Annotated in this window: 13 protein-coding genes; 2 read left to right on the top strand and 11 right to left on the bottom strand. The window is 62.9% G+C overall.

The annotated features are described in order from the left end of the window. Positions 1-256: 256 nt before the first annotated feature. A complete protein-coding gene (locus GR138_RS26295; RefSeq protein WP_160862234.1) occupies positions 257-2206 on the top strand; it encodes a M23 family metallopeptidase in 1950 nt (649 codons plus the stop codon). A gap of 81 nt (positions 2207-2287) precedes the next feature. Here the strand turns inward: GR138_RS26295 and clpB are convergent, their stop codons facing one another. From clpB to GR138_RS26335, 8 genes are all read right to left on the bottom strand, one after another. Beyond that, positions 2288-4894, bottom strand: a complete 2607-nt coding sequence (clpB, locus tag GR138_RS26300) for an ATP-dependent chaperone ClpB (RefSeq protein ID WP_160862235.1) — start codon at positions 4892-4894, stop codon at positions 2288-2290. Positions 4895-5149: 255 nt separating this feature from the next. Beyond that, positions 5150-5818, bottom strand: coding sequence for a DUF4167 domain-containing protein (locus tag GR138_RS26305; RefSeq protein WP_160862236.1), 669 nt, complete (start codon positions 5816-5818; stop codon positions 5150-5152). A gap of 330 nt (positions 5819-6148) precedes the next feature. Then, entirely contained in the window at positions 6149-7021 is an 873-nt protein-coding gene (prmC, locus tag GR138_RS26310; RefSeq protein WP_160862237.1) for a peptide chain release factor N(5)-glutamine methyltransferase, read from the bottom strand. Beyond that, complete coding sequence (prfA, locus tag GR138_RS26315; RefSeq protein ID WP_160862238.1) at positions 7018-8100, bottom strand: peptide chain release factor 1; 1083 nt, start codon at positions 8098-8100, stop codon at positions 7018-7020. The genes prmC and prfA overlap by 4 nt, the downstream gene beginning before the upstream one ends. A gap of 20 nt (positions 8101-8120) precedes the next feature. Beyond that, the gene (gene ptsP / locus GR138_RS26320) at positions 8121-10388 is read right to left on the bottom strand and encodes a phosphoenolpyruvate--protein phosphotransferase (RefSeq protein ID WP_160862239.1); all 2268 of its coding nucleotides are present in this window, start codon (positions 10386-10388) and stop codon (positions 8121-8123) included. A gap of 86 nt (positions 10389-10474) precedes the next feature. After that, positions 10475-11749, bottom strand: a complete 1275-nt coding sequence (locus tag GR138_RS26325; protein ID WP_160862240.1) for an aspartate kinase — start codon at positions 11747-11749, stop codon at positions 10475-10477. 112 nt (positions 11750-11861) lie between these two features. Continuing rightward, positions 11862-12428, bottom strand: coding sequence for a class I SAM-dependent methyltransferase (locus GR138_RS26330; RefSeq protein WP_246200742.1), 567 nt, complete (start codon positions 12426-12428; stop codon positions 11862-11864). Then, on the bottom strand, positions 12425-13384 hold the full coding sequence (locus tag GR138_RS26335; protein ID WP_160862241.1) for an oxidoreductase: 960 nt from the start codon (positions 13382-13384) through the stop codon (positions 12425-12427). Before GR138_RS26335 ends, GR138_RS26330 begins: the two co-directional genes overlap by 4 nt. Positions 13385-13489: 105 nt before the next feature. Between GR138_RS26335 and GR138_RS26340 the strand changes: the two genes are divergently transcribed. Further along, entirely contained in the window at positions 13490-14119 is a 630-nt protein-coding gene (locus GR138_RS26340) for a TetR/AcrR family transcriptional regulator (protein WP_160862242.1), read from the top strand. A 90-nt stretch (positions 14120-14209) separates the two neighbouring features. On the opposite strand, the gene GR138_RS26345 is transcribed toward GR138_RS26340, so the two are convergent. The 3 genes from GR138_RS26345 to GR138_RS26355 all read right to left on the bottom strand — a co-directional run bounded on the left by GR138_RS26345 (position 14210) and on the right by GR138_RS26355 (position 17305). Further along, positions 14210-15931 carry an ABC transporter substrate-binding protein gene (locus GR138_RS26345; protein ID WP_160862243.1) on the bottom strand — a complete coding sequence of 574 codons (1722 nt, stop codon included), beginning with the start codon at positions 15929-15931 and terminating at the stop codon, positions 14210-14212. A 73-nt stretch (positions 15932-16004) separates the two neighbouring features. After that, complete coding sequence (locus tag GR138_RS26350) at positions 16005-16424, bottom strand: DUF2160 domain-containing protein (protein WP_202402869.1); 420 nt, start codon at positions 16422-16424, stop codon at positions 16005-16007. Further along, complete coding sequence (locus GR138_RS26355; RefSeq protein ID WP_246200744.1) at positions 16424-17305, bottom strand: carbohydrate ABC transporter permease; 882 nt, start codon at positions 17303-17305, stop codon at positions 16424-16426. Before GR138_RS26355 ends, GR138_RS26350 begins: the two co-directional genes overlap by 1 nt. Between the last annotated feature and the right edge of the window lie 3 nt (positions 17306-17308).

Raw genomic sequence — 17308 nt, forward strand, 5'->3', positions numbered from 1 at the left:
CGCCGTACGTCAACAGGCCATGTGACATTTTTTTGAAAATTTCTTCGGAAAAGCAGTCCGCATTTTCATTTCCCCCGGATTTCCGGGACTTTCATAGGGCGGGAACGGTAAATAGCCGTGATTGCCCTCAGATTTTCACATTCCGCACGTCTAGAGGGATGTCAGCAACCCGCGTGATTTGACTCGCATGCCCTCGTGCGTGCATGGTCCCGCGCTAACAACAAAAACCAGTGATACAGGGCGAAGCACAATCGGCATGACCACCGACCGGAACATGACCCGATCCCTCGGCAACGAACCGCCGATCCTCGCCGATGGGCGCAAGGCGCCCGACCGTCGCGAAATTTCCCTGCGTTGGCTGTCCGGCACGTTCCTGACCGGCATCACCTCTTCCATCCTTATGGGGGTCGCCCTCTTCGCAGCGCTCGACGGGCGCCAGCAGCTCGCCATTCCGGCCGAAGCCTTTGCAGCACTCGCCTCCCCGAACAAGACGGGCGAGAGCGCGAAGCGCGGCGAACGCGTCATCGAAACCTCGATCGTCGCGAAACCCGCCGACAAGAAGATCATGGAAATCTCCACCATGATCCATGACGGCGAGAAGGAAGTGGTGCGCCGCCAGCCCTTCGCCCATGTGAAGATGGCGCTTGCCGCAAACCACACGACCGGTGATGACTATCCGCGTTTTGATCCGCTCGCGATCTTCTCCACCAATGGCAAGGATGCCGCGCCCGCCTCGCGCATGGGCACGATCTATGGTTCCGACGTGGAATCGGAAGTCGCGCTGCAAACCGATGCTTTCCCGACGGACGGCTCGGCACTCGACTATGCCGACCAGATGTCGATCGAGGAAGTCGAGGAGAATGTCCGCACCAACGGCTCGGTGCTGACGGACGGCGACACGCAGGTGGCTTCACTTTCCTATGTCGACCCGCAACGCTTCGCTTCCGAATCGTCCGAACTCGACCTGTTGCAGGGGCTGACGGCCCGCGTCGTCGAGGAGAACATGAGCGTGTCGACCTTCGACACGCTGACCCCTGACGACACGGAATATGCCGACGACGTGATCCCCGTGCGCCGCGCCGCCGAAATCGGCGAGCTCATGACGGCTGCCGGCTACACCAAAGCCCAGGCCGACGACCTGTCCGCCTATCTCGAAGGTCAACTCGGCAGCAAGGAACTCGCCGAAGGCGATGTGCTGCGCATCTGCATTTCACAGAAGGGCAAGGAAGCGAGCATCGTCCGGGCCAGCGTCTATTCGCGCGGTCACCATGTGATGACGGCGGCACTCGACGACAGCGGCCGCTTCGTCAGCGGCGCCGAACCACCGGTCCTCGACGCCGTGGCGACGGCCTTCGACGACGATGGCCGTCCCGCGATCATCGCCGGACGCGACCTGCCGCGTGTCTATGACGGCATCTATCGTGCGGCGCTGTCCTACGGCATGGGCAGGGACATGACGGCAGAGGTCATTCGCATCCTCGCCAGCAATGTCGATTTCCAGGCGCAGCTTCGCCCGAACGACACGCTGGAAGCCTTCTTCTCCGTCACCGGGGAGAACGGCACGGCGACGGAAGACTCGGAAATACTCTTCCTCGACGCGAAGTTCGGCGACACGGAAACCCGCGTCTACCGATTCCAGAATGCAGATGATGGCGCGGTCGACTATTACGACCAGGACGGCAAAAGCATCCGGCAGTTCCTGCTGCGCAATCCGGTCCCGAACGGCACGTTCCGCTCCGGCTTCGGCATGCGGCGCCATCCGATCCTCGGTTTCTCGCGCATGCATACCGGCGTCGACTGGTCCGCACCCCGCGGCACGCCGATCATCGCCGCCGGCAACGGCGTGGTCGAAAAGGCCGGCTGGGATTCCGGCGGCTACGGCAACCAGACGCTTATCCGCCATGCCAATGGCTATGTCTCGTCCTACAATCACCAGAGCGCCATCGCCAAAGGCGTCAAGCCGGGCGCGAAAGTGCGCCAGGGCCAGGTCATCGGCTTCGTCGGCACGACCGGTCTTTCGACCGGCCCGCACCTGCATTACGAGTTGATCGTCAACGGCAACAAGGTGGACGCGCTGAAAATCCGCCTGCCCGGTGGTAAGTCGCTGGAAGGCAAGGCTCTTGCGCAGTTCGAAATCGAGCGCAAGCGCATCGACGACCTCTTGGGCCGTGGCGAAGGAACGACGGAAGTCGCCGAGACGCACTGACCCGCTTTCCATCACATTGGCGGAAACAAAAAAGCGCGGGCCGAGACCCGCGCTTCGTTTTTATCCAATCGATGACCGATCTCAGGCGGCCTTGCTCACCGTCGCATTGCGCGGCGAGAAGAGCAGCCGGTCGGACCCGGCGGTCACCTTGACGGTCGAGCCGTCCGGAATCTCGCCGGCGAGGATCTTTTCCGCCAGCGGATCCTGAAGGTGCTTCTGGATCGCCCGCTTGAGCGGACGCGCACCATAAACCGGATCGTAGCCCTTTTCGGCCAGCCAGTGCACGGCGTCCTCATCGAGATCGAGAACGATCTTGCGATCAGTGAGCAGCTTGCGCAGACGCTCCATCTGGATGGCCACGATCGCCCCCATCTCCGACCGCTTGAGGCGGTGGAACAGGATGATCTCGTCGACACGGTTCAGGAACTCGGGCCGGAACGCCATCTTGACGACATCCATCACCTGGTCGCGCACCGTGTCGCTGTCCTCGTTCTCGCCGAGCGCCGTCAGATATTCGGCGCCGAGGTTGGAGGTCATGATGATCATCGTGTTGCGGAAATCCACGGTGCGGCCCTGACCATCGGTCAGGCGGCCGTCATCGAGAACCTGCAAGAGCACGTTGAAGACATCCGGATGCGCCTTCTCGATCTCGTCGAACAGCACGACCTGGTAGGGCCTGCGGCGGACGGATTCGGTCAGCGCGCCACCCTCCTCGTAACCGACATAGCCCGGAGGCGCACCGATCAGCCGGGCCACGGAGTGTTTCTCCATGTATTCCGACATGTCCATGCGCTGGATCGCCGTCTCGTCGTCGAACAGGAAGCGGGCGAGCGCCTTGGTCAGTTCCGTCTTGCCCACACCGGTCGGGCCCAGGAAGATGAACGAACCGATCGGCCGGTTCGGATCCTGAAGGCCGGCGCGCGCGCGGCGGACGGCACGGGAAACCGCCTGCACGGCGTCACCCTGGCCGACAACCCATTTGGCGAGCTCGTCTTCCATGCGCAACAGCTTGTCGCGTTCGCCTTCCAGCATCTTGTCCACGGGAATGCCCGTCCACCGGGAGACCACATGGGCGATATTGTCGGCGGTCACGACTTCCTGCACCATCGGATCGACATCGCCGGCATCGCGGCCTTCCGCATCTTCCAGCTCCTTTTCGAGCTTCGGAATGATGCCATAGGCAAGCTCACCGGCGCGCTGGAACTCGCCCTTGCGCTGGGCAATGGCCAATTCGTTGCGCAACTCGTCAAGCTGACGCTTCAGGTCGGCGGCACGGCCGAGCTTCGACTTTTCCGCCTGCCAGCGCGCGGTCAGCGCACCGGCCTGCTCTTCGAGCGAGGCAAGGTCGAGCTCGAGCTTTTCGAGCCGGTCCTGCGACGAGCGGTCGGTTTCCTTCTTCAAGGCCTCGCGCTCGATCTTCAGCTGGATGATACGGCGATCGAATTCGTCGAGCTCTTCCGGCTTGGAATCCACCTGCATGCGCAACCGCGCGGCGGCTTCATCCATCAGGTCGATGGCCTTGTCCGGCAGGAAGCGATCGGTGATGTAGCGGTTGGAGAGGGTCGCGGCAGCAACGATCGCCGCATCGGCGATGCGAACCTTGTGGTGCTGCTCGTACTTCTCCTTGAGGCCGCGCAGGATGGAGATCGTATCCTCGACAGTCGGTTCTTCCACCATGACGGGCTGGAACCGGCGGGCAAGGGCCGCATCCTTCTCGACATGTTTGCGGTACTCGTCGAGCGTGGTGGCGCCGACGCAGTGCAGTTCGCCGCGGGCGAGCGCAGGCTTCAGCAAGTTGGAGGCGTCCATTGCCCCTTCCGCCTTGCCGGCACCGACCAGCGTGTGCATCTCGTCGATGAACAGGATGATCTCGCCGTCTTCCGCCTGCACTTCCGTCAGCACGGCCTTGAGGCGTTCCTCGAATTCACCACGATATTTCGCACCCGCGATCAGCGCGCCCATGTCGAGCGCCATCAACGTCTTGTCCTTCAGGCTTTCCGGCACGTCGCCGTTGACGATGCGCAGCGCAAGGCCCTCGGCGATCGCCGTCTTGCCGACGCCGGGTTCACCGATCAGGACCGGGTTGTTCTTGGTGCGGCGCGACAGCACCTGGATCGTGCGGCGGATTTCGTCGTCGCGGCCGATCACCGGGTCGAGGCGGCCTTCGCGCGCATCGGCCGTCAGGTCACGGGCAAATTTCTTCAGCGAATCGAAACCCTGCTCGGCGCTTGCCGTATCGGCGGTGCGGCCCTTGCGGATATCGTTGATTACCTGGTTGAGCTTGGTCGGCGTGATGCCGGCCTTGGCCAGGATCTCGGACGTCGCCGCGGATTTCTCGATCGCCAGGGCCAAGAGCAGGCGCTCGACGGTGACGAAACTGTCGCCGGCCTTCTTGGCGGCGTCTTCGGCCGTCGAGAAGACCTTTGCAAGCGGCTGCGAAAGATAGACCTGACCGTTACCGCCGGTGGTTTTCGGCAGCTTGGCAAGGGCGGCGTCATTGGCGGTCCGCGCATCGCGCGCGCTGCCTCCGGCCCGTTCGATCAAGGATGCGGCCATGCCCTGCTCGTCATCGAGCAGCACTTTCAAAACGTGCTCCGGCGTGAATTGCGGATGGCCGTCCGCCAGCGCCTTTGTCTGAGCGGATTGCAGGAATCCGCGGACGCGCTCGGAGTATTTTTCAATATTCATCATCTACCTCCAGTACTCGGCCGGCCCTTCGAGGCACCGGTCGACGTTTAGGATAAGGCCCCCATCAAGGCGAACCTTTCATACCTGCGGTTCCCCGGCCTTAAGACCGGTCAACCGCCTGTGAGGAATATGGTGGAGGGGTTTTCCGAATTAAAGGGAGTGTCGCAATCCCAGCGGAGAATTTTCGTGGGCAGCACCTTCCAAAACGCAAGAACCCGGCACAAGGCCGGGTTCTTCGATGCATGGCAGAGGATGTTATTCCGACGCTTCGAGAGCCGGAGCCGCTTCACCGGCGGGCTGCGCATCGCCGCCTTCGGCCGCGGCTTCGCCACGGCGCGGACGGCGCGGGCGGGCCGCAGTGCGACGGCGCGGTGCACGGCCGGCGGGTGCGGCAGCTTCCTCTTCGAGCGAGACTTCTGCCGGCGTGCCCTCGATTACCGGCTGCGGGCCGGAACCATCGACGACGGGCTGTTCGACAGGGGTGGCCACCGGAGCAACGACGGCAACGGGCGCCGGCGCATCAACAGCCGTCGAATCGACTTCGTCCTGATCGCGGTCGTATCCGTCCCGATCATTGAAATCATTGCGGTCGTTGTTGTCGGGGCGCTCATCGCGCGGGAAGCGCTCCTGCATCTGCGCCTGTGCGGCGGCGATGATGCGGTTATAGTGCTCGGCGTGCTGGAGATAGTTCTCCGCGATGACACGGTCGCCAGCGCTCTGGGCATCCCGGGCAAGCGTCGAGTACTTTTCAGCGATGTGCTGGGCGGTGCCCCTGATCTTCACATCCGGACCCGAGCTGTCATAGGTCCGCGTCAGAGGGTTTCCGCCCTTGCGCTGATTGTTGTGGTTGCTGCTTGTGCTGTTGTTATTGTTGTTATTGTTATTACGCCCGCGGCCGCGCTTGTTTTGCTGTCCTGGCCTCATATGTCACTCACCTAACGTATCGTGTCTTGATGATCATGTGTCTGCACGCTTGATCGGGACACGCCAGATCAAGCATCCTTACCCGCGGGCAAACCACGCCGGTCGGTGGTCCTGTCGCCGTAAGACGTCAAATTAACAGGTACCCGCACAGGGCAGTCTTCAATCCTAGCAACTCTTCAGAGAGAGAAACCCTCGAGATCGGGTCATGCAGCAACGAATCTCTGTGCCATGACCTCTTGCCCAGTGCGTGCCCGCAACCTAGCCCGCTTCCTGGACAATTCCAAGCCTTTTCTTTGCGGCTGCGGAATTTGCTGCTCTGGCGCAGCAAACTTACACTATAGCCGCTTTCGAAAAGACGAGGACGCGATCGTTGCCACCGAAATCCTGGACCGCATCAATCCGCGCAAAACCCTTTTCGCGCATGATCGCGGTGACCTGATCCTTCTGGTCGTAACCGATTTCGTAAGCCACCAGGCCGTTTTCCCGAAGGTGATCGCCCGCCCCGACGGCAATGGCGCGATAGGCATCAAGCCCGTCTTCTCCGCCATCCAACGCCAGGACCGGATCGTAGAGCCGGACTTCGTCGTCCAGCGTTCCGACCACGGAGCGGACGATATAGGGCGGATTTGACACAATGATGTCGAACGCGCCGGCCACGGCTGCAAACCAGTCGCTCTCCACCGCTTCAAAGCGGTCGGCGACCCCATTTATCTCGGCATTGCGCTTCGCCGTTTCAAGGGCGCCTGCCGAAAGATCGGCCCCGACGCCCGCGGCGCCGGGCACCAGGTCGAGCAGCGCAAGGCAGATCGCCCCCGTTCCCGTGCCGAGATCGAGGATCCGGCAGCGGCCCGTCTCGGCAAGGATGCGCTCCGCGTGCGGCACGAGCGTATCGACGAGAATTTCGGTATCCGGTCTCGGTTCCAGCGTTTCAGGAGAGAGCGCAAGATCCAGCCGCGAGAAGGCCCGGTGACCGAGGATGCGATGCACCGGCTCGCGCCGGATGCGCCGGTCGATCGCATCATCGACCGCCTGCTGTTCCGCCGGAGCAAGGATGCGGTTGCTGTCCGTCAGGAAAGACGTTGGCGTCAATGCCAGCAGGCCCTTGAGCAAGGCGCGCGCATCACCGGCCGCATCCGCAATGCCCGCCTCTGAAAGCCGGCGCCGCGCGACGGACAGTGCATCGGCGAGGCTGGTGCCGCTCATCGGCCCAGTTCGCCCAACTGCGCCAACTGGCCGGCCTGGTAGTCGGCGACCAGCGCATCGACGATTTCATCGATCTCGCCGACCATCATGCGGTCGAGCTTATAGAGCGTCAGGTTGATGCGATGGTCGGTCACACGTCCCTGCGGGAAATTGTAGGTGCGGATGCGCTCCGAACGATCGCCCGAACCCACCTGGCTCTTGCGATCGGCGGAGCGTTCGCTGTCTGCGCGCTGGCGCTCGATGTCATAGAGTCGCGAGCGCAGAACCTGCATGGCCTTGGCCCGGTTCTGGTGTTGCGATTTTTCCGAGCTCGTCACGATAAGGCCCGTTGGCAGGTGCGTGATGCGCACGGCCGAGTCCGTCGTGTTGACATGCTGGCCACCGGCGCCGGACGAGCGCATCGTATCGATGCGGATGTCTTCCGGCCGGATTTCGATGTCGATCTCTTCGGCTTCCGGCAGCACGGCAACCGTCGCGGCGGAGGTATGGATACGCCCGCTCGCCTCGGTTTCCGGAACGCGCTGAACGCGGTGCACGCCCGATTCGAACTTCAGCTTGGCAAAGACGCCGCGGCCGGTGATCGTCGCGATGATTTCCTTGAAGCCGCCGGCTTCGCCCTCGCTCGACGACAGAACCTCGACCTTCCAGCCATGAGCCGCAGCATAACGTTCGTACATGCGGAAAAGGTCGCCTGCGAAAAGCGCGGCCTCCGAGCCGCCCGTGCCGGCGCGGATTTCGAGGATCGCGCTCTTCTCGTCGGCGGCATCTTTCGGGAGAAGCAGGATCTGCATCTCCTTTTCCAGCGCCTCCAGACGTTCCCTCAGGTCTGGCAGCTCCATTTCGGCGAGATCGCGCATCTCGCGGTCGGTCGCCTTGTCATTGAGCAGCACATCGAGGTCGGCGATCTCGCCATTGACCTTCTCGTATTCACGGATCTTCGTCACGACCGGCTGAAGCTCGGAATATTCAGAGGCGAGGCGCACATAGGTTTCCGAATCCGGCCCCGCCGACATGCGGGCCTCGATCTCGCCGAAACGGCGTTCGAGTTCGCGCATCTTTTCAACGGGAAGCTTCGCCACCGTTCAAACTCCAGTCAATTTCAAAGCGGAACGCCGTTTTCGGCCGCGAAGTCAGTGAGGATCTGGCGGATCGAAGCGGTCGGCTTCAGATCGTCCAGCGCGGGCATCAGCATCGCTTCCAGTTTGGCGGCATCAAGCGACAACAGCATCGATTTCACCGGGCCAATCGCCGCCGGCGACATGGAGACGGAGCGGAAGCCGATGCCAAGCAATGCCATGGCAGAGATTGGCTTGCTCGCCATCTCGCCGCACAGCGTCACGGTCGTGTCATTGCGCACGCCGGCACGTACGATATCGCGCAGGATGCGCAGGAACGGACGACCGAGCGAATCGAAACGATCGGAAACGCGGGCATTGCCACGGTCGACCGCCATTGCGAACTGGAAGAGGTCGTTCGAGCCGACGGAGACGAAATCGACCTCGGCCATCAGCTCGTCGAGCTGCCACAGCAGGGCCGGCACTTCCAGCATTGCGCCGAATTGCAGCTTCTTCGGCAGCTGGTCGCCGATCTTCGACTGTCGCTGGATTTCCTTCTGGAGAAGGTCGCGAACCTCCTTCAGCTCGGAAACCTCGGTGACCATCGGTAGCATCAGGCGCAGATCTGCGCCGGCGGCGGCACGCAGCATGGCGCGAAGCTGGGTGCGCAGAAGGCCCGGGCGATCGAGCGACAAGCGGATGGCGCGCCAGCCGAGCGCGGGGTTTTCTTCCTCCGCCGCGCGGAAATAAGGAACGACCTTGTCGCCGCCAATATCCAGCGTGCGGAACGTCACCGGACGCCCGCCCGCCTGTTTCAGGACGTTGCGGTAGAACGCCTCCTGCTCCTCCGCCTTGGGCATGGTGGAGGCGATCATGAACTGCAGCTCGGTGCGGAAAAGACCGATGCCGGAAGCACCCGATTCGTTGAGATGCGGCAGGTCGACCAGCAGTCCGGCATTCATCTGCAGATTGATGGCCTGGCCGTCCCGCGTCACCGGCTCGACGGCGCGCAGTGCACGATATTGCTCCTGCCGGCGGGCCCGGAAACGGACCTTCTCCTCATAGGAACGCTGGAGATCCTGCAGCGGCCGCAAATGGATCCGCGCGTCTTCCCCGTCGACGATGATCGGATCGCCATTTTCGGCCAGCGCCACCGCGCCTGCCGCCTGGCCAACCACCGGGATGCCCATGGCGCGCGCGACGATCACCACATGGCTAGTGACGGCGCCATCCTCCAGCACGAGGCCGCGCACATTCTCGCGCGGATAGTCGAGCAGTTCCGCAGCGCCCATGGCGCGCGCGACGACGATCGCATCGTTCGGAAAGTTGCTGGCAGAGAGTTTTGCGCCATAGCCGGTCAACTGACGCAACAGCCGGTTCGCCAGATCGTCGAAATCGTGCATGCGCTCGCGCAGATAGGGATCCGTCAGGCGGATCATGCGCGCCTTGGTCTCGCTCTGCACCCGCTCGACCGCCGCCTCCGCCGTCAGGCCGTTGCGGATCGCCTCTTCGAGCTTCCGGACCCAGCCGCGGTCATGCGCGAACATGCGGTAGGTTTCCAGCACCTCGCGATGCTCGCCTTCCATCGAAATCTCGCGGCGCGACAGCATGTCGTCGATCGAGATGCGCAGCGACCCGAGGGCTTCCGCCAGACGGCCGAGTTCGTGTTCGGAATCCTCGTTGAGCAGATTGGTGACGACGATGCGCGGCTCGTGCAGCACGACATAGCCAAGGCCGATGCCCTCGCCAAAACTCGAACCCTCGATCGACACGGGGCGCGACAGGTCCAGCTCGAGGCCGGGCTTGGTGAGCTTCTTCAGCTCGCCTGTCGCCACCATTTCCGCAATCACCATCGCTGTCGTTTCGAGCGCCTCTACCTCGTCTTCGCGATAGGTGCGGCTCGCCTTGTTCTGCACGACAAGCACGCCGAGCGCCCTGCCGGTGCGCAAGATAGGAACGCCGAGGAAGGAGTGGTAGATCTCCTCGCCCGTTTCCGGCAGATAGGTGAAAGCAGGATGGGACTGCGCGTCGGAGAGGTTCAACGGCCGCGCGGACGCGGCGATCGTGCCGACGAGACCCTGGCCCATCTTGAGCTGAGCCAGGTGAACGGCACCGGGATTGAGGCCTTCGGTGGCATAGAGTTCGAGAACGCCATCGGAACGCAGCACGTAGACCGAGCACACTTCCGCGACCATGTTCTGCGCGATCTGGCGCACGATCTGGTCAAGGCGCTCCTGTGGCTCGAGCGGCTCCGCCATCAATTCGCGCAGCCGCTTGAGAAGAACGCGCGGACCCGCGGAGAGATCTCTCATCGCGTGGCGTCTCCCGAAAATGACGTTACCTCACCAGCGCTTGCCCGCGCTGGCGATCACAGGATCGGCGCCGACTCGGCCGGTCATTACTTCTTATCGAGACCGTAGACGGAATGCAAAGTCCGAACAGCGAGTTCGGCATAGGCACCGTCGATCAGGATGGAAATCTTGATCTCGGAGGTGGTGATCGCCTTGATGTTGATGCCCTTGTCGGCAAGCGCCCGGAAGGCCGAGGCCGCAACACCCGCATGGCTGCGCATGCCGATGCCGATGACCGAAACCTTCACCAGGCCCGTCTCGTGCTGGATCACGTCGAAACCGACCTGCTCCTTGGCGCCATCGAGGACCCTGAGCGCCTTCTCCATGTCGCCCGAGGGCACCGTGAAAGTCATGTCGGTCTTGGAACCGTCCTCGGAAATGTTCTGGACGATCATGTCGACATTGATATGCGCCTCGGCGAGCGGGCCGAAGATCGCGGCCGAAACGCCCGGCCGGTCGGCGACGCGGCGGAGCGAGATCTGCGCTTCATCCTTGGCATAGGCGATGCCGGTTACGACTTCCTGTTCCACGATCTCATCCTCATCACAAATCAGCGTACCGGGCGGGTTCAGAAGATCGCCCATGCCCGGCGCATCGGGGTCCTCGAAAGAGGAGCGAACGAAGGTGCGCACCTTGTGCACCATGGCAAGCTCGACCGAGCGCACCTGCAGGACCTTGGCGCCAAGAGACGCCATTTCGAGCATTTCCTCGAAGGCGATCTTCTTCAGGCGGCGGGCCTTCGGCTCGATGCGCGGGTCGGTCGTGTAGACGCCATCGACGTCGGTATAGATGTCGCAGCGGTCCGCCTTGACGGCGGCGGCGATGGCGACGGCAGAGGTGTCCGAGCCGCCGCGGCCGAGCGTGGCGACGCGGTTGTCCGGGCCAAGCCCCTGGAAGCCGGCGACGACGGCCACCTGGCCAGTCCCCATGCGGCGAATCATCTCCGAACCTTCGATGTCGAGAATCCGGGCTGCGCCATGCGCATTGTCGGTCTTGATCGGAATCTGCCAGCCCTGCCAGGAGCGGGCGTCGATGCCCATCGACTGGAGCGCGATGGCGAGAAGTCCGGCCGTCACCAGTTCGCCGGAGGCAACGATGGCATCGTATTCGCGCGCATCGTAGAAGGGCGAGTTGGCGCCGGTGACCTTCGGCATGCCCTGCACCCAGCCGACGAGTTCGTTCGTCTTGCCGGACATGGCGGAAACGACGACGGCGACCTCGTGGCCGGCATCGACCTCACGTTTCACATGGCGGGCGACATTGTGGATACGGTCGAGGTCAGCGACGGACGTTCCGCCGAATTTCATCACGATGCGTGCCATGAGTGTATACCGCTATTCCAGATGTACGCGCGAGCGCGCGGGAGAAAACCGCGGGGTCTCTTAGCGGAAGACCCCGCGGTGCGCAATGCATGGAATCCGGCAAACGGTACGGTTAGGGTTTACGGCTGATGCGGTAGACGAAGGCAGGCGGAACATTGCGCAGCGTGCCGCCGACCCGCGCCGCGGACAATCCGAGATTGTCAAGCACCGCGCGCGGCACCGGGCAACGAAGGCCATAGGTGAACTGGTAGAGCGCCGCGCCCTCGCCAAGCCGGGCAAAGGTGCCCCCGAGGATGGCATGAACCGTCGGCGACCGCATCGACAGCAGCGGCAGGCCGCTGATGGCCGCACCGGCGGACTCCGGGCAGAACCGGGCGATGTCCGTCGCATCGATGCAGGCGATCTTTGCCTTGGGGAAGCGCTGCTGGAGGAGCGCTGCAAACTCTGCCCCCTTCTCGACGAGCAGGATATTCTCCTCCGCGACCCCGCGCCGCAGCAATGCGCGCGTGAAAACCCCGGTGCCCGGGCCAAGCTCGATGACACGTCCGGTCTCGGGGCCGATCTCGCGCACGATGAGGTCTGCCAAGGCCTTTCCGGAGGGTGTGATCGAGGCGACCCGCAGGGGATCACGGATCCATGCCCGGAAGAATTGGCAGCCATCCATGGTCAGTTCGTTCATTGCATGCGCTCCGCGGTCGAGGGGAAAGTCAGATGGGTCAGGTCTTCGGAAAGCCGCCAAAACCGTGCGGCAAGGTCGGGATCGGTCGCCGCGGGCAGCGGATGCACCAGGGACGGCGAACCGCGCATCTCGCGAAAACCATCCGGGCCAATGAAGGCGCCGCCGCGAAGACCTTCGGCGGTCGCCGCATAAAGCTGATTGAGCACACCCTGCTCGGCATTCTGCGCGAGGAAGCGGTTGCCGATAGACATGAAAAGACGCAGCACGCCGGAGGTCGCATTGGTCTGGAGGTTGGTATCCGAATAGCCCGGATGGGCGAGGAGGCTGAGGATTGGCAGCCCGACCGCCTTCAGGCGGCGATCGAGTTCCAGCGCAAACAGCACATTGGCGAATTTCGACTGGGCATAGAAGGCCATGCGGCCATAGCTGCGCTCACCTTTTAAGTCCTCGAAATGGATGCGCCCCCGGCGATGCAGCTCCGAACTCACGGTCACCACCCGCGCGTTGCTCGATGCGGAAAGCAGCGGCAGCAGCCGCAAGGTCAGGGCAAAATGCGCGAGGTGGTTGACGCCGAACTGGGTCTCGTGGCCCTGCGACGTCAGCCCGCGCGGCGGCATCATGACGCCGGCATTGTTGATCAGGAGATCGATCGGACGGCCGTCGGCGCGGAGCCTGTCGGCGAAGGCGGAAACATCGTCGAGATCGGCAAGATCGAGCCGCCGAAGCTCGACCGCAGCATCAGGCAACTCGGCACGGATGCGGGCCAGTGCCCGTTCCCCCCTGCCCGCGTCCCGCGCGGTCATCACCACCTGTGCGCCCTTCCTCGCCAGTTCGCGCACCGTCAGGAAGCCGAGGCCGCTATTTGCCCCGGTAACGACAGCAAACCTGCCGGACTGGTCCGGCATGTCGGAAAGCGTCCACGGTTTCGTGCCGGCCGCATCGTCCGTGGTTGCCATGCCGTTTGTGCGCATTATGATACCCCGGACAAATCTGAACAGTGTTTACATTTTGCTAGCGCAGAATCTTTACACTGTAAAGATAACAATTGCGTGAGACCGACGATGAACGAAAAAAAGACCGCCCAACGCGGCTATCACCACGGTGACCTGCGCGACACGCTGATCAAAGCCGCCGATGCGCTTCTGGCCGAACGCGGCCTGGAGGGGTTTACGCTGCGCGAAACGGCGCGCCGCGCCGGCGTCTCGCCAGCCGCCCCCTCCCATCATTTCGGCGGCACGGCGGGCCTGCTGACGGAAATCGCCGCACTCGGCTATCAGGAGCTCGCCAATCGCCTGACACTCGCCGGCGAAACAGGGACGGCCGCCGACCGCCTCAAGGCGCAGGGCGTCGCTTATGTCCGGTTTGCCGTGGATTTCCCGGGCCGCTTCCACCTGATGTTTCGCCACGACCTCCTCCTGAGGGACCAGCCCTCGCTGGAGCAGGCGACCGGGCGGGCGTGGGATGCGCTGGAAAAGACCGTACTGGCCATTCGCGGGCAGTCGGACGGTGCCGAACTCGACGCGGAGGGCGAGGCCATGCTGATCGGCATCTGGTCGACGGCGCACGGATTTGCCCACCTGACGCTCGACAAGAAGCTCGCCCGCATTGCCGACTGCGGCAGCGACGATGAGATGCTGGACAGCCTGTTCCCGACCATCATCGACACGCTCTGGGTCAAGAAGCTCGGCTGAGACGAAAAGGCCCGCGCACCTTTCGGCACGCGGGCAAGGGGATCGGATGATGGTGGTTGCGGGCGCCAGGCGCCCGCGTCCCGTTTTGCCTTACTTCTGCCAGCTCTTGACGAGTTCGTCATAGTTGACGGTCAGCGGCTTTTCCTTCTCGTTCTCGATCTTGAGCTGCGGCGCAATGTTGCCCTTTTCGACGGCATCCTTGTTCCAGTATTCAAGATCGTGCTCTTCGGCGAGCTTCGGGCCAATATCGCCCTGGACGCCGGCGCGCTCGAGGCGTTCCAGCACCTTTTCCTGCTCGGCGCACAGCGAGTCCATCGCTTCCTGTGCGGTCTTTGCACCCGACGAGGCATCGCCGATCGCCTGCCACCACAGCTGGGCGAGCTTCGGATAGTCAGGGATGTTCGTACCGGTCGGCGACCACTGCACGCGGGCCGGCGAACGGTAGAACTCGATCAGACCACCGAGCTTCGGTGCGCGTTCCGTAAACGACGGATGAGCGATCGAGGATTCGCGGATGAGCGTCAGGCCGGTATGGCTCTTCTTGACGTCAACCGTCTTGGAGACGACGAACTGCGCATAGAGCCAGGCGGCCTTGGCGCGGTCGTCCGGCGTGGACTTCAGAAGCGTCCAGGAACCCACGTCCTGGTAACCGAGCTTCATGCCGTCCTTCCAGTAGACGCCGTGCGGGCTGGGGGCGAAACGCCACTTCGGCGTACCGTCCGCGTTGACGACCGGCAGACCGTCCTTCACGAAGTCGGCGGTGAACGCCGTATAGGTGAACATCTGCTGAGCGATCTCGCCCTGCGACGGGACCGGGCCGGATTCCGAGAAGGTCATGCCCTGGGCGGACGCCGGTGCATAGGCCTTCAGCCAGTCGAGGTACTTCTGGATGGCGTAGACCGAGGCCGGGCCGTTGGTGTCGCCGCCGCGTGCGACGCACGAGCCGACAGGACGCGACTTCTCGTCGACTTTGATGCCCCATTCGTCGACCGGAAGACCGTTCGGCAGGCCCTTGTCGCCGTTGCCGGCCATCGACAGCCAGGCGTCGGTGAAGCGCCAGCCCAGCGACGGGTCCTTCTTGCCGTAGTCCATGTGGCCATAGACCTTCTTGCCGTCGATCTCGCGGCCGGTGAAGAACTCTGCAATGTCCTCGTAAGCGGACCAGTTGACCGGAACGCCGAGGTCGTAGCCGTACTTCGCCTTAAAGTCGGCCTTGTTCTTCTCGTCGTTGAACCAGTCGTAGCGGAACCAGTAGAGGTTCGCGAACTGCTGGTCGGGCAGTTGGTAGAGGTCGCCGTCCGGAGCGGTCGTGAACTTCAGGCCGATGAAGTCCTCGAGGTCGAGGTTCGGGTTGGTGACGTCCTTGCCTTCGTTGGCCATCCACTTGGTAAGCGAACGGGCCTGCTGGTAGCGCCAGTGCGTGCCGATCAGGTCGGAATCGTTGACATAGGCGTCATAGACGTTTTCGCCCGACTGCATCTGTGTCTGCAGCTTTTCGACGACATCACCTTCGCCGATCAGGTCGTGGGTGATCTTGATGCCGGTGATCGCGGTAAAGGCCGGTGCGAGAACCTTCGATTCGTATTCATGCGTGGTGATCGTTTCGGAAACGACCTTGATCTCCATGCCGGCGAACGGCTTGGCGGCATCGACGAACCACTGCATTTCCGCTTCCTGGGCGGTGCGGTCGAGCGAGGACATGTCGCCGATTTCCGCGTCCAGGAACTTCTTGGCAGCATCCATGTCCGCCAATGCGGAGCCGGTAAACGCCAGCAGCATCACTGCCGTCGTCGTCAGAAGTTGCTTTCGCATTTTGATCCTCCCTTGGGGTTTTGCGATTGCATGCGCGAAGGCCCTAATCTCCCCGGGCCTCCATTTCCTTTGCCTAGACGAAGCGGAAAACGCCAATGGCGTAGACCACGGACAAGGCAAGAGCCCACCACAGATTGGCGCCGACAAGGCCCAACCATGCGAGATGAATGAACGCCGAGCCGAGCAGCGACACGAACAGCCGGTCGCCGCGGGTCGTCTCGAAGCGCAGGATGCCAACACGCGGGCTTCCGCCCGGCCGGGCATATTCCCAGACGCCCATCAGCGCGATCAGCGTGAAGATGGTCAGGAAGAACATCGCCGTCGGGAACGACCAGGCCATCCAGCCGCCTGCGATAAGCGGCGCGAAGAAGTCGCGCTCGCCGTCCTTGACCGGAAGCCCCAGGAACAGGGCGCCGGCGACGACGACATAGACGAGGAGCACGGCAACGAGCGCGGCGGGCCAGCGATTGTTGTTGTTTGCGACAGCGGCCATCAGACCCTCCCCAGGGCAAAGCCCTTGGCGATGTAATTGCGGACGAAATAGATCACGAGCGCGCCGGGAATGATGGTGAGCACGCCGGCGGCGGCGAGCACACCCCAGTCCATGCCGGAGGCCGAGACCGTGCGCGTCATCGTCGCGGCGATCGGCTTGGCATCCGTCGTCGTCAGCGTGCGGGCGATCAGGAGTTCGACCCAGGAGAACATGAAGCAGAAGAAGGCGGCGACACCGATGCCCGAGGCGATCAGCGGCACGAAGATCTTGGCGAAGAACTTCGGGAACGAGTAGCCGTCGATATAGGCGGTCTCGTCGATCTCCTTCGGCACGCCCGACATGAAGCCTTCAAGGATCCACACGGCGAGCGGCACGTTGAACAGGCAGTGCGCGATGGCAACCGCGATATGCGTGTCGATCAGGCCGAAAGCCGAATAGAGTTGGAAGAACGGCAGCGCGAAGACGGCCGGCGGCGCCATGCGGTTGGTGAGCAGCCAGAAGAACAGGTGCTTGTCGCCGAGGAACCGATAGCGCGAGAAGGCATAGGCCGCCGGCAGCGCCACCGAAACCGAAATCAGCGTGTTCAGCACCACGTAGATGATCGAGTTGATGTAACCCGAATACCAGGCCGGATCGGTGAAGATCACGGTGTAGTTCCTGAGCGTCGGATTGACCGGCCAGAGCGAGAAGGCCCCGGTGATCTCCGCATTCGTCTTGAAGCTCATGTTGACGAGCCAGTAGATCGGCAACATCAAGAAGAGGATGTAGAGCGTCGGCACCAGCCAGGAGAAGCTGCGCTTGCTGTTGGCTCCGGCCCTTGTGTCGACGGTGCTTGCGGCGCTCGTCTGGAGCGTGTTTGCAGTGGTTGCCTGTGAGGTCATGGT

The organism is Shinella kummerowiae (genome assembly GCF_009827055.1).
Classification (GTDB): domain Bacteria; phylum Pseudomonadota; class Alphaproteobacteria; order Rhizobiales; family Rhizobiaceae; genus Shinella; species Shinella kummerowiae.

Coding starts and splice junctions, on each gene's coding strand:
- GR138_RS26295 (WP_160862234.1), top strand. CDS start 257: ATGACCACCGACCGGAACATGACCCGATCCCTCGGCAACGAACCGCCG.
- clpB (WP_160862235.1), bottom strand. CDS start 4,894: ATGAATATTGAAAAATACTCCGAGCGCGTCCGCGGATTCCTGCAATCC.
- GR138_RS26305 (WP_160862236.1), bottom strand. CDS start 5,818: ATGAGGCCAGGACAGCAAAACAAGCGCGGCCGCGGGCGTAATAACAAT.
- prmC (WP_160862237.1), bottom strand. CDS start 7,021: ATGAGCGGCACCAGCCTCGCCGATGCACTGTCCGTCGCGCGGCGCCGG.
- ptsP (WP_160862239.1), bottom strand. CDS start 10,388: ATGAGAGATCTCTCCGCGGGTCCGCGCGTTCTTCTCAAGCGGCTGCGC.
- GR138_RS26325 (WP_160862240.1), bottom strand. CDS start 11,749: ATGGCACGCATCGTGATGAAATTCGGCGGAACGTCCGTCGCTGACCTC.
- GR138_RS26330 (WP_246200742.1), bottom strand. CDS start 12,428: ATGAACGAACTGACCATGGATGGCTGCCAATTCTTCCGGGCATGGATC.
- GR138_RS26335 (WP_160862241.1), bottom strand. CDS start 13,384: ATGGCAACCACGGACGATGCGGCCGGCACGAAACCGTGGACGCTTTCC.
- GR138_RS26340 (WP_160862242.1), top strand. CDS start 13,490: ATGAACGAAAAAAAGACCGCCCAACGCGGCTATCACCACGGTGACCTG.
- GR138_RS26345 (WP_160862243.1), bottom strand. CDS start 15,931: ATGCGAAAGCAACTTCTGACGACGACGGCAGTGATGCTGCTGGCGTTT.
- GR138_RS26350 (WP_202402869.1), bottom strand. CDS start 16,424: ATGGCCGCTGTCGCAAACAACAACAATCGCTGGCCCGCCGCGCTCGTT.
- GR138_RS26355 (WP_246200744.1), bottom strand. CDS start 17,305: ATGACCTCACAGGCAACCACTGCAAACACGCTCCAGACGAGCGCCGCA.